13 protein-coding genes are annotated in these 17,052 nt (G+C 62.4%); 4 read left to right on the forward strand and 9 right to left on the reverse strand.

The window, feature by feature from the left end; all coding sequences use genetic code 11:
- Positions 1-7: 7 nt before the first annotated feature.
- The gene (locus ACUN0E_RS39250; RefSeq protein WP_408238798.1) at positions 8-1,894 is read right to left on the reverse strand and encodes an ABCB family ABC transporter ATP-binding protein/permease; all 1,887 of its coding nucleotides are present in this window, start codon (positions 1,892-1,894) and stop codon (positions 8-10) included.
- A gap of 296 nt (positions 1,895-2,190) precedes the next feature.
- Between ACUN0E_RS39250 and ACUN0E_RS39255 the strand changes: the two genes are divergently transcribed.
- Positions 2,191-2,586, forward strand: a complete 396-nt coding sequence (locus tag ACUN0E_RS39255) for an acyl-CoA thioesterase (protein ID WP_175052078.1) — start codon at positions 2,191-2,193, stop codon at positions 2,584-2,586.
- Positions 2,587-2,727: 141 nt separating this feature from the next.
- Here the strand turns inward: ACUN0E_RS39255 and ACUN0E_RS39260 are convergent, their stop codons facing one another.
- Both ACUN0E_RS39260 and ACUN0E_RS39265 read right to left on the reverse strand, forming a co-directional pair.
- Positions 2,728-3,063, reverse strand: coding sequence for a DUF4148 domain-containing protein (locus ACUN0E_RS39260; RefSeq protein WP_408215903.1), 336 nt, complete (start codon positions 3,061-3,063; stop codon positions 2,728-2,730).
- Positions 3,064-3,288: 225 nt separating this feature from the next.
- Positions 3,289-4,194, reverse strand: a complete 906-nt coding sequence (locus ACUN0E_RS39265) for a LysR substrate-binding domain-containing protein (protein WP_445569989.1) — start codon at positions 4,192-4,194, stop codon at positions 3,289-3,291.
- Between the two features lie 160 nt (positions 4,195-4,354).
- Between ACUN0E_RS39265 and ACUN0E_RS39270 the strand changes: the two genes are divergently transcribed.
- Positions 4,355-4,969: a glutathione S-transferase gene (locus tag ACUN0E_RS39270; protein WP_408510150.1), complete on the forward strand. Its 615-nt coding sequence runs from the start codon at positions 4,355-4,357 to the stop codon at positions 4,967-4,969.
- A gap of 168 nt (positions 4,970-5,137) precedes the next feature.
- Here ACUN0E_RS39270 and ACUN0E_RS39275 read toward each other — a convergent pair whose 3' ends face one another.
- Positions 5,138-6,409, reverse strand: coding sequence for an MFS transporter (locus ACUN0E_RS39275; protein ID WP_445569990.1), 1,272 nt, complete (start codon positions 6,407-6,409; stop codon positions 5,138-5,140).
- Between the two features lie 191 nt (positions 6,410-6,600).
- Between ACUN0E_RS39275 and ACUN0E_RS39280 the strand changes: the two genes are divergently transcribed.
- Complete coding sequence (locus ACUN0E_RS39280) at positions 6,601-7,518, forward strand: LysR family transcriptional regulator (protein WP_445569991.1); 918 nt, start codon at positions 6,601-6,603, stop codon at positions 7,516-7,518.
- Between the two features lie 12 nt (positions 7,519-7,530).
- Here the strand turns inward: ACUN0E_RS39280 and ACUN0E_RS39285 are convergent, their stop codons facing one another.
- Positions 7,531-10,641, reverse strand: coding sequence for a sensor domain-containing protein (locus ACUN0E_RS39285; protein ID WP_445569992.1), 3,111 nt, complete (start codon positions 10,639-10,641; stop codon positions 7,531-7,533).
- 234 nt (positions 10,642-10,875) lie between these two features.
- Positions 10,876-11,352 (reverse strand): nitrate reductase associated protein, encoded by a 477-nt coding sequence (locus tag ACUN0E_RS39290; protein ID WP_408333243.1) that lies wholly within the window; start codon positions 11,350-11,352, stop codon positions 10,876-10,878.
- 158 nt (positions 11,353-11,510) lie between these two features.
- Between ACUN0E_RS39290 and fdhD the strand changes: the two genes are divergently transcribed.
- Positions 11,511-12,350 carry a formate dehydrogenase accessory sulfurtransferase FdhD gene (gene fdhD / locus ACUN0E_RS39295; protein ID WP_445569993.1) on the forward strand — a complete coding sequence of 280 codons (840 nt, stop codon included), beginning with the start codon at positions 11,511-11,513 and terminating at the stop codon, positions 12,348-12,350.
- A 47-nt stretch (positions 12,351-12,397) separates the two neighbouring features.
- On the opposite strand, the gene ACUN0E_RS39300 is transcribed toward fdhD, so the two are convergent.
- The 3 genes from ACUN0E_RS39300 to ACUN0E_RS39310 form a co-directional block, all read right to left on the reverse strand.
- Complete coding sequence (locus ACUN0E_RS39300; RefSeq protein ID WP_408333249.1) at positions 12,398-13,168, reverse strand: enoyl-CoA hydratase; 771 nt, start codon at positions 13,166-13,168, stop codon at positions 12,398-12,400.
- Positions 13,169-13,281: 113 nt separating this feature from the next.
- Complete coding sequence (locus ACUN0E_RS39305) at positions 13,282-14,481, reverse strand: acetyl-CoA C-acyltransferase (RefSeq protein WP_445569994.1); 1,200 nt, start codon at positions 14,479-14,481, stop codon at positions 13,282-13,284.
- 119 nt (positions 14,482-14,600) lie between these two features.
- Entirely contained in the window at positions 14,601-17,036 is a 2,436-nt protein-coding gene (locus ACUN0E_RS39310; protein WP_408333255.1) for a 3-hydroxyacyl-CoA dehydrogenase/enoyl-CoA hydratase family protein, read from the reverse strand.
- Between the last annotated feature and the right edge of the window lie 16 nt (positions 17,037-17,052).

Consider the following 17,052-nt stretch of genomic DNA (forward strand, 5'->3'; position numbering starts at 1 on the left):
GCAAAACTCACCGCCCGCCGTCCCCCGCCCCCACCGTTTCAGCCGACTCCGGCGCCTCTGCGGCACGCTGCTGCAGTGCCCACATCTGCGCGAACAAGCCGTTCGCACGCAGCAATTCGGCGTGCGTCCCACGCTCGACGATGCGCCCCTTGTCCATCACGATGATCTGCTGCGCATGCACCACCGTCGAAAGACGGTGCGCGATGATCAGCGTCGTGCGCTCGCGGGCGATCTGATCGAGCTCATGCTGGATCGCGCGCTCCGAACGCGAATCGAGCGCCGACGTGGCCTCATCGAACAGCAGGATCGGCGGATTCTTGAGGATGGTCCGCGCAATCGCAACACGCTGCTTTTCTCCGCCTGACAACTTCAGGCCACGCTCGCCGACCGGCGTTTCGTAACCCTTCGGCAGCCCTTCGATGAAGTCGTGAATATGCGCCGCGCGCGCCGCCGCAATCACTTCTTCACGCGTGGCCGACGGACGACCGTAAGCGATGTTGTAGTAAATGGAATCGTTGAACAGCACCGTATCCTGCGGCACGATGCCGATCGAAGCGCGCAGCGAATCCTGCGTGACGTCGCGAATATCCTGACCGTCGATGGTGATCGCGCCGCCCGTCGCGCGGTCCAGATCATAGAAGCGGAACATGAGCCGCGCGAGCGTCGATTTGCCTGAGCCGCTATGGCCGACCACCGCCGTGGTACTGCCCGCCGGAATCGTGAAGCTCACGTCGTGCAGAATCTTCCGCGCCGGCTCATACGAAAAGTTCACATGCTCGAAGCGCACCTGCGCACCGCTCACCCGCAACTCTGGCGCGTCCGGCACATCGGGCACCTCCTGGGCCGCGCCAAGCAGCGTGAACATGCGGTCCATATCGGTGAGGCTTTGCTTCAGTTCCCGATACACGACGCCGAGAAAATTCAGCGGAATGTAGAGCTGCAACATGAAGGTGTTGATCAATACCAGATCGCCGAGCGTGAGGCGCCCAGCCATCACGCCTTCGGTCGCGCGCCACAAAATGAACACGAGACCCGTGCCGATAATCGCCTGCTGCCCGAAGTTCAGCGCCGACAGCGAACGCTGCGATTTGATCGCCGCCGTGCGATAGCGTTTGAGATTTTCGTCGTAACGTTGCGCTTCCCACTCTTCGTTGCCGAAGTACTTCACTGTCTCGTAGTTGAGCAATGAATCGATCGCGCGCGAATTCGCCTTTGAATCGAGATCGTTCATCGTGCGGCGAAAATGCGTACGCCATTCGGTGACTTTCACGGTGAATATGATGTACGCGGCGAGCGCAATGAACGTGACAATCGCGTAATACGCCTCATATTTGATGACGAAAAACCCGAGCACGAGACCGACTTCGACCAGTGTCGGCAGAATGCTGTAGAGCGAATACGAAATCAGTTGCGTGATGCCGCGCGTGCCGCGCTCGATATCGCGCGACATGCCGCCCGTCTGCCGATCGAGATGAAACCGCAACGACAGTGCATGCAGATGGCGGAACACTTTCAGCGCGAGCTGCCGCACCGCGCTTTCGGTCACCTTCGCAAACAGAATTTCGCGCAGTTCCGTGAAAAGCGAGGTGGACAGCCGCACCACGGCATAGGCGACCACCATCAAACCAACCCCGCCAAGCAGCACGATGCCAGGCGAATCGTGCGCACGGCCGAGCGCAGTGAGATGCTTCACCGAGGCGAGGCCGTCGATGATCCGCTTCATCACGATCGGCACGCCGAGATTGGCGACCTTCGCGCCAATCAGGCAGCTCAACGCAAAGCCGACGCGCCATTTATAGGTGGCGAGATATGGGAGCAGCGACAGGATCGTTTGCCAGTCGTTGCGCGGCTGGGTCGAGATCGGAGAAGGTTCGGACGAGGGCGTACGGCGCATGGGATCGGCTGGGGAGAGTGTGGAAGCGACGGAGTTCGCAGCGGCGCGCCGACCGGCAGCGTGCAAACCCTGCACTCTGCTTTATGTCTCGCGACCCGGCTGGGCGCTTTCCCGTACAATTCCTGATCTTTCTATTGTCGCAGAAGCTGGCTGGCGCCGCTTTTCATGGGTTGTCCGGCCGTCGGTTGCGCGTGGGTCGTGCGGCTGTGTGGTGCCGCTGTGTCGTGCAGTCGTCGTGAAATCCCCCGCCAGCCTGTCGAGCCGACCGAGCCATTACGAATCTCAAGGGTGCCCCGATGACCGATATTCTTCAACTTCCGCAAAAGCATTGCGCGCTGCGCGTCGTGCCGCAACCGTCGGACGCGAACGTCCACGGCGATGTATTCGGCGGCTGGATCATGGCGCAAGTGGACATTGCCGGTTCGATTCCGGCAAGCCGCCGTGCCAACGGGCGGGTGGCGACCATCGCGGTCAACTCGTTCGTCTTCAAGCAGCCGGTGTTCGTCGGCGATCTGCTGAGCTTTTACGCGGATATCGTCAAGACGGGCAACACGTCGGTGACGGTGTCGGTCGAAGTCTACGCGCAGCGCATGAGCCTGACCGAAGACCTCGTGAAGGTCACCGAAGCGACCCTGACCTACGTCGCGACCGATAGCGACCGGCGCCCGCGTGCGCTGCCGGTGCTGGATTGAGCGGCGCGCACTAAACGAAAACGAGGCGCCTGAGCGCCTCGTTTAGCTTCGTAGGTTGCGTTTGCCGGATTGCGGTTACCGACTCAGCGCAAGCACCGCGGAGCCGGTAACCGCTGCCCGGCCTGCAGCCGGTTTGCTGGCTTATTGGCTCGCCGCCGCGCCCGCCGCCGCCTTCTTCTGCGCGTTCTGGAGATCCGTCGGATAGTTCGGATCGTTGCGCGACGGGTTATACCCGTTGCTCTCCAATTGCTTCAGCTCGGCGTTCTTCTTCGCCCGCGCCTGCTTGCGCGCGGCCTTGCGCTGGGCCTTGGTGGTGGTTGCCTTGGAAGCGGCCACCGGCTTGGCGGCATCGGAGTCACTGCCCGCCGAACCACCGCCAGCGCCGCCGCTTTGCGCGAACGCAGGTGCAACAGAAGCCACGCTCAGTACAACCGATGCCAGCAGCACAGCCCATTTCTTTGCAGGTGAAGAAGTCATTGTTCTCTCCAGTCGTATTAGAAGATATTTGACGGCGAAACGCCCTTGACGGAGTGCGAGCAGCGAAAGGCGGGCGCAACGCCACGTGAATCGATGCTTCATGGTTCCCGGCGAAGTCTGAGACGGGAAACCTGAATATATACGACTGCCACTCGCCCGGAAACCGCTTTGCACGGTGAAACGCCGCCTAAGTGCCGCCTGAACGGCGCGAGGCGATACTGGCGCTCAGTCGTCGCCATGCAAATAGGCGTCAACCTGGGCTTCGATCCACTGCGCAAAATGTGCCTGTTTCGCGTTCAGAATTTCGCGTTGCTGCCACACCAGCCAGTACGGATACCGGTACGGCACGCGAATATCGGTGATCTGCACCAGATCGCCCTTTGCCAGCGCATGCGCAACCAGACTGCGCCGTTCGAGCGCGATACCCTGCCCCAGCAAAACCGCGCCCAGCACGATGTTCGAATCGTTCGCCGACAGCACGACTGCCTCGGCGGCCGGCTCCGCCACTTGCGCCGCCTGACACCATTCGGTCCACGGCGTGTTGGGGCTGGAGATCAACGGACACGCGATCACGTCCTCTGCGGTGACGGGAAGGCGGCCGCCCGGCGCGAGCGTGAAGTGCGGCGCCGCGACTACCAGCACTTCGTCGTCGAACAGTTTCTGCTGTGCAACATCGGGCCAATGCCCTTGCCCCATGCGAATGCCGATGTCACTCACGCCTTGGCGCAAATCCTCGACCTGCAGACTCGTCAGCAGACGGATTCGATAGTACGGATGCGTCTCGCGGAAACTCGCGAGACGCGGCACGAGCCAATGCTGTGCAAACGACGGCACGGTCGCGATGACCAGCTCGCTTTCGTGTGGGCGGGCCTGCGCGCGGCGGGTTGCATGCGTGATGTCGCGCAACGCCGAACGTATTTCGAGCGAGTAGAGCCGGCCTTCATCGGTGAGCCGCAGGCCGCGCGCTTCCCGCACGAACAGCGCGATGCCCATTGACTCTTCCAGCACCTTGATCTGCTGACTCACCGCCGAATGCGTGACATGCAACTCCCGCGCGGCCGGCGTGACGCCGCCGAGCCGGGCAACGGCTTCGAAGCAGCGCAGAGCAGTAAGCGGCGGAATGGGCTTCATGTAAGAAATTCTGACGTAAACCGTCGATTAATGTCGCTTTTTTTGCCTCGGCGAGACGGTTAATCTATGGTTTCATCGCTCTGCAAGTATTGCCTGACAGGCGAACGACCGCATACTTGCCTGCTCAGGCGACTCATATAGATCTTCTAACGGAAATGAGATGAAACTGATCGGAATGCTGGATTCGCCCTACGTGCGTCGCGTCGCTATCTGTATGAAGTTGCTGAAGCTCGACTTCGAACACCAGTCGATTTCAGTGTTCAGCACGTATGAGGCGTTCGCGAAGATCAACCCGGTCGTGAAAGCGCCGACCCTGATCCTCGACAACGGTCAGCGCGTGATGGACTCGACGGTGATCCTGCAGTACCTCGCCACGCTCGCCGCGCCGGATCAACAGATCTTCCCTTCGCAACCGGAGCATTGCCTGCGCGCCGCGCGCCTCACGGGCCTTGCGCTGGCCGCTTCTGAAAAGAGCGTGCAGATCGTCTACGAACGCAATCTGCGTCCGGCGGACAAACAGCATGAGCCGTGGGTCAATCGCGTGACCGAGCAATTGCACGCCGCTTACCGCGAACTCGAAGAGGAACTCGCATCGGCCCCGCTGCCGGTCGAGCCGAATCATTTCGGCGCGGCCGACGTGGCGGTGGCCGTCGCATGGAATTTCACGCAGATGTTCTTGCCGGAGATCGTCACCAAGGCGGACCATCCACACTTGCAGGCGTTTTCCGAGGCGGCGGAGCAGTTGCCGGTGTTCGTCGCAACGCCAGCGGTATAAACGGCGCGCGAGCGTCGTACTGGCGAAGCGGCATGCTTCGCTGACTGATTTGATGACGCCGCGCATCGCATTCTGTTCGGACAGGAACGCTAAAGCAGCGAACGCGGTGGATATCGGCGCAGCGCAGCGAGCCATCGAACGGTAAGCGCGGCCAGCAACTGGCTTCGCTCATGGCCCATTGCAGACACCGAGACGCCCTGCCGTGGTTTTGCCGCCGGCTCGCGCACGGCCCAGGCGTACCGCATTGATGCCGATGCACAGCAGTGTGCCAACCAACAGCGCAGCAGCCGCCCACGGCAGCGCGACCGCGCCGCACCGGTCGATTGCAATGCCGCCGAACGCCCCGCCGCCCGCGATCGCGAGGTTCCAGACCGTGACGATCATCGATTGCGCGACGTCGGCGCTCTCGCCCGCAGCGCGCGCCGACGCGGTTTGAAAGAGCGTGGCGGCGCCGCCGAACGCGAGCCCCCACACACCCACGCCGACATAGACAACAGCTGGCAGATCGCTCGCCAGACCGAGCATCACGGCTGCTACGCCGAACAGCACGACACTGATCAGCGTCAGCCGGCGCAGGTGCCGGTCGACCAGCACACCGACGATCGCGATGCTCGCAAGGGCCATCACGCCGAACAGGAGCAATACGGCATCCACGCGCTCCTGCAAATGCGCGAGCGCGAGGAACGGCGAGACGTAGGTGTAAAGGATGGTGTGCGCGAGCACGTAAGCGAACATCACGGCGAGTACGGCCTTGAGGCCCGGCGAGGCGAGCACGCCAAGCAACGTCGTTCGCCGCCCGGCCGGCTGACCAGCGAAGTCGGGCACCTGCCAGCGCACCCAGCCGAGCAACACGACCGTCAGCACACTCATCGCGCCGAACGTGTAACGCCATCCAATCGAAGCGCCCATCAGCGTCCCGAACGGAATGCCCAGCGACAACGCCACCGGCACGCCCGTCATCGCCACGGCGATTGCACGGCCTTGCAGATGCGCGGGCGCCATACGCGCCGCGTAGCCGGAGAGTAGAGCCCACACCAGGCCGGCCGACACGCCTGCAAAGAACCGCGCGACCAGCGTGAGCGTGTAGTTGGTCGACAACGTCGTTACCGTATTGACGACGACGAAACCCGCGATCGCCATCAGCAGCAGCGGACGACGGCGCCAGCCGCGCGTCGCGATCGCGAGTGGAATCGCCGCCAGCAACGACCCCACCGCGTACACGGTGACGAGCTGCCCGATCAGTGCCGCCGATACTCCGAAGTCACCGCTCATTTCACGCAGCAAGCCGGCGGGCAATGCCTCGGTCAGGATGGTAATAAAACCGGCCGTGGCGAGCGCGAGCAAACCAGACAGCGGCAAGCGATCGGACGATTGTGTCGATTGTGTCGATTGCGCCGGGCGCACCGCGGCGCCGGCCCGATCCAGGTCGAATTCGCTCATGGCCAGCTCGCCTCCTGAACTCCGGACGAGAGCAGGGCAGCATGGCGAGAAGCGTTTGACGGCTCGGACAATTCGGACATGGCAGCTCCAATAAAAGGGGATGCGGCCATCATACGAACCCGGCAATCGAAGAAAAACTGGGATAGAGTTCCTCAGTCTGCGGACATATATGTCCGGAATCGGAGGCGACGGTGGAAAGTTTGAGCGGGTTTCTGGTATTCGTGCAGGTGGCCGAGACACGCAGTTTCGTCATGGCTGGGCGGCTGCTCGGCGTGTCTGCGTCGGCGGTCGGCAAGCGCATCGCGCGCCTCGAAGAACGGCTCGGCGTGCGGCTGTTTCACCGCAGCACACGCAGCATCACGCTCACCACCGACGGCATGCAATTTCTCGAACGCAGCCGGCGCATCCTCGCCGAAATCGAAGCAGCGCAACTGGAGATGTCGCAAAGCGCCGGCTTGCCGCGCGGGCGCTTGCGCGTGAGTCTGCCGCTGGTCGGTTCGCTGGTGCTGCCGGTACTCGCCGATTTCATGCTGGCGTATCCGGAGATCGAACTGGATCTGGACTTCAGCGACCGCGTGGTCGACGTGATCGACGAAGGTTTCGACGTCGTCGTGCGCACCGGCTCGCTGGCGGATTCACGGCTTGCCGCGCGGCAAATCGGTTCGTTCGGCGTGGTGCTGGTCGGCGCGCCGGCCTACTTCGCCCGGCACGGCACGCCGCAAAAGCCCACCGATCTCGCGGACCATGTCTGTCTGCACTTCCGCTATCCGACGAGCGGCAAGCTGGAGATCTGGCCATTGCGGCGCGAAGCGGATGAGCGCGAGGTGACCTTGCCGATTTCAATGGTTTGCAACAACGTTGAAACGCGCGTGTGCTTCGCGATGCGCGGCTTGGGAATCGCCTGCATGCCGGATTTTTCAGTGCGGCAGGCGTTGAAGGACGGCTCGCTTTGCACGGTGCTCGACGATTACGTGGAGCGGGCGATCGATCTGAGCATTGTCTGGCCGGCCGGACGCAGCGTGCCGCCCCGGTTGCGGGTGTTCATCGATTTCATGGCGGCGCGGATTCTGGCGGATGGCGAGCCCCAACGCTCCGCGAATCTCGCATAGCGCGCCGGTGAGTTACACCGCTGCGGGCTCGCGTGCAGCACCACTCAGGAACAACGCCGAAATCGCATCCGTCGACAACGGCTTCGCAAAGTAGAAGCCCTGCATTTCGTCGCACGCACGCTCTTTCAGAAAGTCGAGTTGCGCCGACGTCTCAACGCCTTCGGCAATCACCTGCAATTTCAGCGAATGCGCGAGCGCGATAATCGCCGAGGTAATCGTTTCATCGTCGCCCGACACGCCGATATCCGACACGAACGAGCGGTCGATCTTCAAACGGTCCACCGGGAAGCGCTTCAGATAGCTGAGGCTCGAATAGCCGGTACCGAAGTCGTCGATGGCGAGACCGATGCCGAGTGCGTGCAGCTCGTTGAGCATCGACACCGCCTCCTCGGCATTACGCATGATGGTGCTTTCGGTGAGTTCGAGTTCGAGATACTGCGGCTCAAGACCTGTCTCGGCGAGCACCTGCATGACAAGCTTCGCGATATCGCGCTGCTGAAAAACGCGTGCCGACAGATTCACCGACACCCGTGTCGGCGGCAAACCTTCGTCCTGCCATGCCTTGTTCTGGCGACACGCCTCACGTAACACCCATTCCGACAGCGGCCCGATCAAGCCGCTTTCTTCGGCGACCGGAATGAACAGCGACGGCATCACCAGCCCGACTTCCGGATCGTGCCAGCGCACCAGCGCCTCGGTGCCGACAATCTGTCCGCTCTCGATATCCACCTGCGGCTGGTAGTGCAGCAGAAATTCGTTGTCGCGCAAGGCGCGGCGTAAACGCCGTTCGAGATTCAGGCGCGCACCCGCGCTCGCATTCATCTCCGGCTGGTAGAACTGGAACGTGTTGCGGCCCATGTCCTTCGCGCGATACATCGCGAGGTCGGCCTTTTTCATCAGCGTTTCCGCGTCTTCGCCGTCCTGCGGGAAGAGGCTCGCGCCCATGCTGCAGCCGACATACAACTCGGTGCCGTCGAGCCACACCGGTTCGGAAATCGACGCGCGCACCCGCTCCATCCACGCGATCAGCGACTGCTCGTCCACGGTATCGGTCATCACAATGACGAACTCGTCGCCGCCGTGCCGCGCCACCGTGTCGGTGGTTCGCGAGCAGCGCGCGAGCCGCTCGGCTACCACGCTCAGCAAGCGGTCGCCCACGCTATGGCCGAGGCTGTCGTTGACGTTCTTGAAGCCATCCAGATCGATGAACACGACCGCAACGCCCTTGTGATGCCGCTGCGCCACGATCAACGCATGCTGCAGACGATCGCGCAGCAGGTTGCGATTCGGCAGCCGCGTAAGACTGTCGTAGTTGGCCTGATATTCGAGCTGCTCCTGATAGCGAATCAGGTCGGTCACGTCGTTGATTACGCCGATGTGATGCGTGATCACGCCCTCCGCGTTCGGCACCGGTGCAATGAACAGCTGATTCCAGAACAGCGCGCCGTCCTTGCGATAGTTGCGCATCACTGCGCTGACTTCACGGTTCGCCTCGAGCGCTTGACGAATTAACGCGACGCCTTCCTGGGCGCGGTCGTCGCGCTGCAACACACGGCAATCCTGGCCGATCACTTCGGCGGGATCGTAACCGGTGATACGCATGAATGCGGGGTTCACGTATTCAATCAGATTGCCCGTCGGCGACGGCGCGGTAATCAGAATTGCATTGACGCTGGCATCGAGCGCGCGGCTTTGCAGACGCAAAGCCAGATCGGCGCGCTTGCGCTCGGTGATGTCCGTGTAGGAACCGAGCACGCCGATCACGCGGCCGTCGTTATCGGTGAACGGCAGCTTGCTCGTGACCGTGGTGCGGTGCACGCCGTCGATCACCACGTCGACCTCGAAGTTCATCTTCGGCACGCCAGTGGTCACCACCTCTTTATCGTGCCCGTTCAGCAGATCGGCGAAGGCGCGCCAGGGCATATCGCTGTCACTCTTGCCCACCACCTGCTCAGGGTAAGAGAGCCCCGCATCGCGCGCGAACGCCATGTTGCAGCCGAGATAGCGCGACGCCTGGTCCTTCCAGAAAATCCGCTGCGGAATATTGTCGATCACCGTCTCAAGCATCTGGTTCGAGCGCTGCGCTTCAGCTTCGGCGTTGATCTGTTCAGTGACGTCATCGGCCAGCACGAAGAAGGAGGCGTGGCCCATGAAGTTGATCGCGTGATACGAAATGTCGGCGCTGATCATTGAACCGTCCTTGCGCCGGTGATGCCAGACGCCCGCCATTGTGCGGCCCTGTTGCAGGACGTCGCTGCGCTGCAGATGCGATTCGAGGCGCGAGACTTCGGCATTCGGCCGGATCGCGCGAATCGTCATGCCGAGAAATTCGCTTTCCGTGTAGCCGTATTGCTGGATCGCAGCCGCGTTCACGGCGAGAAAGCGCAGCGTCTCGCGATCGAAAATGTACATCGGTACCGGATGATCATCGAACAGGCCGCGAAATCGTTCGTCGTTGCGGCTGAGTGCGCGGACGCTGCGCAGTTTCTCGCGCGCGCGGCTTTCGCGGGCGCCGAACGTGAAGATCAGGAGTGCGCTGCCGGCCAGCATCGTCACGATCAGCAGGAACATGGCGCGTTGGGTCTCGCTCGTGGATGCCGCGAGCGACGCCTGCAACGCCTGATCCTCCTGCTTGCGCAACGTCGCCAGACCGGCTTCCACACGGTCGAGACCCAGCCCGAGATGCGTATAGGTCGACGCCGCCCACGCGCGCGGTTCGGTCGGCGTGGCGCTGCTGCTCTTCAACAGCGCGTCGTCGATGTCGCGTTGCAGCGCGTGACTGTCCGCACTCAGTCTGGCGAGCGTGTCGAGCATGGCCGGTTCGCCGGCGAGTTCTGTGCGTAATTCGCGCTCCAGACCGGCCAGCGAGGCCGCCGCGGCAGTGGCCTCATTGACAGGCGCAGCCTCACCCGAGGCTTCGAAACGACCGAGCGCGGCCAGCCCGCCGTCGAGCGCCGTATGGTAGGCGTCGAGATGCTGACGCACGCTCGTCGAACGCAGCATGCGTGCGTCGGCGTCGCGCTGCCCGCAAATCTGCGTATAGGCGACGAACGCGTTCGCGCCGACTGCCGCGGCGACGACTGCCAGATTGATCAGCAGCCGCTTCGATAAAAAAGGAGTCATGGGTTCCGAACGTCAATCGTTCTGAGGGCGGGAGCGCGGGGTCGCTTTCGACGCGTCGGGTCGCATCGAGTCGAGTCTTTTTACGCGCCAACCCATGGATAACGGCAGGGTTCGGACCAGGTTGAGGGGGTATCGCGAAATAATTCGCGGGTTTGGCGGGGGCGGCTGGCCGGGGGCGCCTGGCCGGGATGCCTGGCCAGTCGCACGTAGCCAGCCGCGCCTAGCCGGCCGCGCCTAGCCGGCCGCGCCAAATTCCTTCATCGCGGGAATGAAGTCGTGGTTGGCTTCCGCCTTGCGCGACAATTTGGCGAGTACGTAGCGCTTGAACGGCGCGAGTTCGGCCCACTGAGCGACCCCAGGCGCGGGCAGGCCGGCTAGTCCTGCCTGGCGCGCGACACCATCCGGGACGGCATCGGCACGACGCCAGGCGGGCGCCTCCTCCGGCGTGAACCACTCCGGTTCCACGTTGGCGTGCGTGCGCAGCATTTCGAACAATGCATGATCGAAATTCGGCTCGATTTCCGCGTCTTCTTCGACCGGGAAACGCGCCAGCAGCTTGCGATCCTCGATCGGCAGCAATTGCCACTGCTCGAGCGTAATGCGCAGCCCGAAGCGATCGAGATTGAAGCGCACCGACATCGGGATGTAGGTGAAATTCTCCGAAGACGCGACTTCGAAGTTGAACAGAAGCGGTGCTTCGTTGAGTCCCATGACAGTATTCCTCTTGAGTGACGGGCAACGCGCAAGCCCAGCTTGAGGTATTTTAGAACCTTATTCGCGCGATAGCGGCGTGGTCTGGCACTGCTTCGCGCCGCCGGACAAGCCTGCAAGCCGCTCAAACGCGCGCAGCATGAAAGGAGTGAAGTAACTTGAACGAACTGGAAACAGCCGGGCAGCCGGGCGCGGTGGAGCGACAAGTGCACCGGCATCGCGGCGCAGCGGTCGAAACCGTCACGGATCACGTCGGTCAGGAGTGGCCGGTTGCGCTCGTCTTCAACGGCATCTCGCACGCGGTGATGATGTGCACGCCGCGCGACCTGGAAGCGTTCGCGGTCGGTTTTGCGATTTCGGAAGGGATCGTGGAACGCGGCAGCGACATTCAGGACATCGAGGTCGAGCTACACGACGATGAAGAATTGCCGCATGCCGAAGTGCAATTGAAAGTGGTGCAGCAGGCGTTCGTCGCACTGAAGGAAAAGCGCCGCGCGCTTGCCGGGCGCACCGGCTGCGGCGTATGTGGGATCGAAAGCATCGATCTGCTGGATCTGGAACCGGAACGCGTACCGGACACCGGTTTTCTGCAACGCCTCGCGCCGGATGCGATTGCTCGTGCCGCTCGCGAGTTGCCGGAACACCAGGCATTGACGCGGCTGACCGGCGGGCTGCACGCTGCCGCATGGTGCGATGCGGCGGGCGCGATCCGCTACGCGTTCGAAGACGTCGGCCGTCACAATGCGCTCGACAAGCTGATCGGCCAACTGGTGCTCGACCGCGCGGATACCAGGGAAGGTTTTGTGTTTCTGTCGAGCCGCGCCAGCTACGAGCTGGTGCGCAAGGCGGCGCGTGTCGACGTGCCGATGGTCGCCACGATTTCGGCGCCGTCGTCGCTGGCGATTGCGATTGCCCGCAAGGCAGGCGTGCGGCTTGTCAGCTTCTGCCGGGAAACCAGCTACGTCGACTACGACACATTGCAGCCGACGCAACCTTGAGCGCGCCAGGCCTCTGAAGTATTTTCAGATGCCTGAACGCAGCCCGCTCAATCGAACTGCCGGAAGTCCGGCTTGCGCTTCTCGAAGAACGCCTTGAACGCCTCCCGCGCTTCCGGCGCGAGCAGCATCTTGCCAAAATGCACCGCTTCTTCGGTCATCTGCGTTTGCAGTTCCTGGCGGCTCGCACGCTTCATCAGACTTTTCGTCACCCGCAGCGACGACGCCGGCAGCGCCGCCAGCTTCGCCGCTTGCGCAGCTGCGAATGCATCGACTTCAGCCACGGGCAGCACGCGATTCACGAAGCCCATGCGTTGCGCCTCGGCGGCGTTAAATGCTTCGCCGAGCAGCAGCTTTTCCGCTGCTGCCTGATAACCGGCCACGCGCTGCAACAGCAAACTCGACGCCGCTTCCGGACATAACCCGAGTTGCGTGAACGGCAGCGAAAAGCTCGCTGTATCCGCTGCATAGACCAGATCGCAATGCAGCAACAGTGTCGTGCCGATGCCGACCGCCGGGCCTGCCACCGATGCCACGACCGGCTTCTCCGCCGAACTGATCGCGCGCAGGAACTGGAACACCGGAGCATTTTCGCCACCTGGCGGCGTCTTCATGAAATCTTCGAGATCGTTGCCGGCGCTGAAAATACCCACGCTGCCGCGAATCAGAATCGCTCGAATCGACGCATCGCCGTGCGCTTCGACCAGGGCATCGGCCATCGTCTGATACATCGCGGCCGTGATCGCGTTTTTCTTGTCGGGCCGGTTGAAGGCAATCGTCAGTACGCCATCGGCGCGCTCGACCAGAATATCCATTGTCATCTCCTCGTACTCCTGGTTGCTGCTGAATGGAAAAAACGGTTCGCAAGCCACGCGGCCTGCGAACCGTTTCTGCGGTCCTTGGGGGATCACCGCAAGGACCATGGCAAACACGATTACAGACGTTCGATGATGCCCGCTGCGCCCATGCCGGTGCCAACGCACATCGTCACCATGCCGTACTTGAAGTTGCGGCGGCGCAGGCCGTGCACAACCGTCGAGGCACGAATCGCACCGGTCGCACCCAGCGGGTGGCCGAGTGCGATCGCGCCGCCGAGCGGATTGATTTTCGACGGATCGAGACCGAGGTCCTGAATCACTGCCAGCGATTGCGCGGCGAATGCTTCGTTCAGTTCGATCCAGTCCATGTCCTCGATCTTCAGGCCGGCGGCCTTCAGTGCGGCCGGAATCGCTTCCTTCGGACCGATGCCCATGATTTCCGGCGGCACGCCGCGCACGGCGAAGCTCACGAAACGGGCGAGCGGCGTCAGGTTGAATTCCTTCAGCATCTTTTCCGACACGACGATCAACGCGCCCGCGCCGTCCGACGTCTGCGAGCTGTTGCCTGCCGTCACCGAACCCTTGTTCGCGAACACCGTGCGCAGTTTCGCCAGACCTTCCATCGACGTGTCTGCACGAGGACCTTCGTCGAGCGCCACGTCACGCGTCTTGATCCGTACTTCGCCAGTGGCGAGATCCGGGAAGCGCTCGGCGATCGTGTAGGCGGCAATTTCGTCGTTGAACTCACCGGCTTGCTGCGCGGCGATCGCGCGACGGTGCGATTCGACGGAGAACTGGTCTTGTGCTTCGCGGCTGATCTTCCAGCGCTCGGCGACCTTCTCGGCGGTCAGGCCCATGCCGTAGGCGATGCCGATGTCTTCGTTGCGATCGAAGATATGCGGCGACATCGACGGCTTGTTGCCCATCATCGGCACCATGCTCATCGATTCGCAGCCGCCCGCGATCATTGCGTCGGATTCGCCGACACGGATACGGTCAGCCGCCATAGCCAGCGCGGTCAGGCCCGATGCGCAGAAGCGGTTCACCGTGACGCCGCCGACCGTGTTCGGCAGGCCCGCCAGCAGCGCGCCCATCCGCGCGACATTCAGTCCCTGTTCCGCCTCCGGAATCGCGCAGCCAATGATGGCGTCTTCGATCACCTTCGTATCGAGACCGGGCACTTGCGCCACGGCCGACCTGATGGCGTGCACCAGCAGTTCGTCCGGGCGCGTGTTTTTGAACATGCCGCGCGGCGCCTTGCCGATCGGCGTACGGCTCGCGGCGACGATGTATGCGTCTTGCAATTGCTTTGTCATTTAAAGCTCCTATGTCGACGGGCGTTAGCGCTTTAGCGCTTACTCCCGTCCCATGCAGTCTTATCGCGGTCGATCGGAGTTGGTGCTTCAGCGCCTTACTCCGATCCCATGCTCGTCGCTTAGTTGCGTACCGGCTTGCCGGTTTGCAGCATGCCCATGATCCGTTCCTGCGTCTTTTGCGTGCCGAGCAGATCGACGAACGCTTGACGCTCGAGTTTGAGCAGCCATTCTTCGTCGACGAGACTGCCTGCTTCCACGTCGCCGCCGCACACGGCTTCCGCGATGCGGCTGGCGATCAGGTAATCGTGCTCGCTGATGAAACGGCCGTCGCGCATGTTGACGAGCGATGCCTTGATGGTCGCAATCGCCGAGCGGCCCGCAACCGGCACTTGCGTGACACGCAGCGGCGGACGATAACCCGCGGCGGACAGCGCACGCGCTTCTTTCTTCGCGATATCGAGCAGTTCGAACACGTTGAAGACGATCGTGTCGGACGGCTTCAGGTAGCCCATTGCGCGGGCGTCGAGTGCGGAGGCCGAGACCTTCGCCATTGCCGCGTTTTCGAACGATTTCTGCACGAACTTCAGCAGGTCGTTGGTCGCGCCGGCTGCGCTCGCGGCTTCCGCTGCGCGCAGTGCCGCTTCCTTCAGACCACCGCCTGCCGGCACGAGACCCACGCCGACTTCGACCAGACCGATATAACTTTCGATGTGCGCGACCCGCTTCGCGCTATGCAGCGCCAGCTCGCACCCGCCGCCGAGCGCGATGCCCGACACAGCCGAGATGACCGGCACGCTCGCGTACTTCACGCGCAGCATGCCTTGCTGGAACTTCTTCACGAACGGCTCGATACCCTTCGCGCCGCCCATCATGAACGCAGGCATGGCTTCTTCGAGGTTGGCCCCTGCGGAGAACGGGCCGCCCGGCGTGCCGAGTTTCAGCGACGTCGGCTGCCACACGACCAGACCCTTGTAGTCCTTCTCGGCCAGTTCGATGGCTTGCGTCAAACCGTCGATCACCGACGGTCCGATTGTGTTCATCTTGCTCTTGAACGACACGATCAGGACGTCGTTTTCGCCTGCACGATCGTCGACCCAGGCGCGCACGGCGTCGGTTTCGAACAGCGTCTTGCCGTAGGTCTTCGGATCAGCCGAGGTTTCGCCGACCAGCGGTGCACGGAACACCTGCTTGTCGTAGACGGACAGCGACGAACGCGGCACGAACGTCTTCGAAGCCGGCGACCACGAACCTTCGTTCGTATGCACACCGCCCTTCTCTGCAACCGGACCTTCCAGCACCCACGACGGCAGCGGCACATTCGACAACGCCTTGCCTGCCGCGATGTCTTCCTGCACCCATTCGGCGACCTGCTTCCAGCCGGCCGTTTGCCAGCCTTCGAACGGACCTTCGTTCCAGCCGAAGCCCCAACGGATTGCGAGGTCGACGTCACGTGCGTTGTCAGCGATCGATTCCAGATGCACGCCGATGTAGTGATACACGTCGCGGAAAATCGACCACAGGAATTGCGCTTGCGGGTGCTCCGATTCACGCAGCAACTTCAGACGCTCTGCCGGCGGACGCTTCAGAATACGGCCCACCAGATCGTCGGCTTTCGCTCCGCCGTCGACATACTCACCCGTCTTCGGGTCGAGCACCTTGATGGCCTTGCCTTCCTTCTTGTAGAAGCCGCCACCGGTCTTCTGACCCAGTGCGCCCTTCTTCACCAGTTCAGCCAGCACAGGCGGCGTTTCGTAGACCGGGAAGAACGGATCGTCCTTCAGCGTGTCCTGCATCGTCTTGATGACGTGCGCCATCGTGTCGAGACCGACCACGTCGGCCGTGCGGAACGTTGCCGACTTCGCGCGGCCCAGACGTGAGCCCGTCAGGTCGTCCACTTCGTCGAAACGCAGACCGAACTTTGCGGCTTCGGTAATCACGGCGAGGATCGAGAAAATACCGACGCGGTTAGCGATGAAGTTCGGCGTATCTTTCGCCCGCACGACACCCTTGCCGACCACGCTCGTCAGGAACGATTCGAGTTGATCGAGGATTTCCGGACGCGTCGCTGAGGTCGGGATCAGTTCGACCAGGTGCATGTAGCGCGGCGGATTAAAGAAGTGCACGCCGCAGAAGCGTGCTTTCAACTCATCCGAGAAACCGTTCGACAGTTCCGTGATCGACAGACCCGAGGTGTTGGTCGCGAAGATCGCATTCGGTGCGAGGTGCGGCGAGACCTTCTTGTACAGGTCGTGCTTCCAGTCCATGCGTTCGGCGATCGCTTCGATCACGAGGTCGCACTCGGCGAGCTTCTCGATGTCGTCGTCGTAATTCGCGGGCTGGATGTACTGCGCGTCGTCCTTCACGCCGAACGGCGCGGGCGACAGCTTCTTCAGATTCTCGATCGCCTTCAGGGCAATCGCGTTCTTCGGGCCTTCCTTGGCGGGCAGGTCGAACAGCAGCACGGGCACCTTGGCGTTGATCAGGTGCGCAGCGATCTGCGCGCCCATCACGCCGGCGCCGAGCACGGCTACCTTGCGAATGATCAGATTGCTCACGTCGTTCCTCCGGGGA

The organism is Paraburkholderia sp. D1E (assembly GCF_052682275.1).

Coding starts and splice junctions, on each gene's coding strand:
- ACUN0E_RS39305 (WP_445569994.1), bottom strand. CDS start 14,481: ATGACAAAGCAATTGCAAGACGCATACATCGTCGCCGCGAGCCGTACG.
- ACUN0E_RS39265 (WP_445569989.1), bottom strand. CDS start 4,194: ATGAAGCCCATTCCGCCGCTTACTGCTCTGCGCTGCTTCGAAGCCGTT.
- ACUN0E_RS39260 (WP_408215903.1), bottom strand. CDS start 3,063: ATGACTTCTTCACCTGCAAAGAAATGGGCTGTGCTGCTGGCATCGGTT.
- ACUN0E_RS39300 (WP_408333249.1), bottom strand. CDS start 13,168: ATGACAATGGATATTCTGGTCGAGCGCGCCGATGGCGTACTGACGATT.
- ACUN0E_RS39250 (WP_408238798.1), bottom strand. CDS start 1,894: ATGCGCCGTACGCCCTCGTCCGAACCTTCTCCGATCTCGACCCAGCCG.
- ACUN0E_RS39255 (WP_175052078.1), top strand. CDS start 2,191: ATGACCGATATTCTTCAACTTCCGCAAAAGCATTGCGCGCTGCGCGTC.
- ACUN0E_RS39290 (WP_408333243.1), bottom strand. CDS start 11,352: ATGGGACTCAACGAAGCACCGCTTCTGTTCAACTTCGAAGTCGCGTCT.
- ACUN0E_RS39275 (WP_445569990.1), bottom strand. CDS start 6,409: ATGAGCGAATTCGACCTGGATCGGGCCGGCGCCGCGGTGCGCCCGGCG.
- ACUN0E_RS39270 (WP_408510150.1), top strand. CDS start 4,355: ATGAAACTGATCGGAATGCTGGATTCGCCCTACGTGCGTCGCGTCGCT.
- ACUN0E_RS39285 (WP_445569992.1), bottom strand. CDS start 10,641: ATGACTCCTTTTTTATCGAAGCGGCTGCTGATCAATCTGGCAGTCGTC.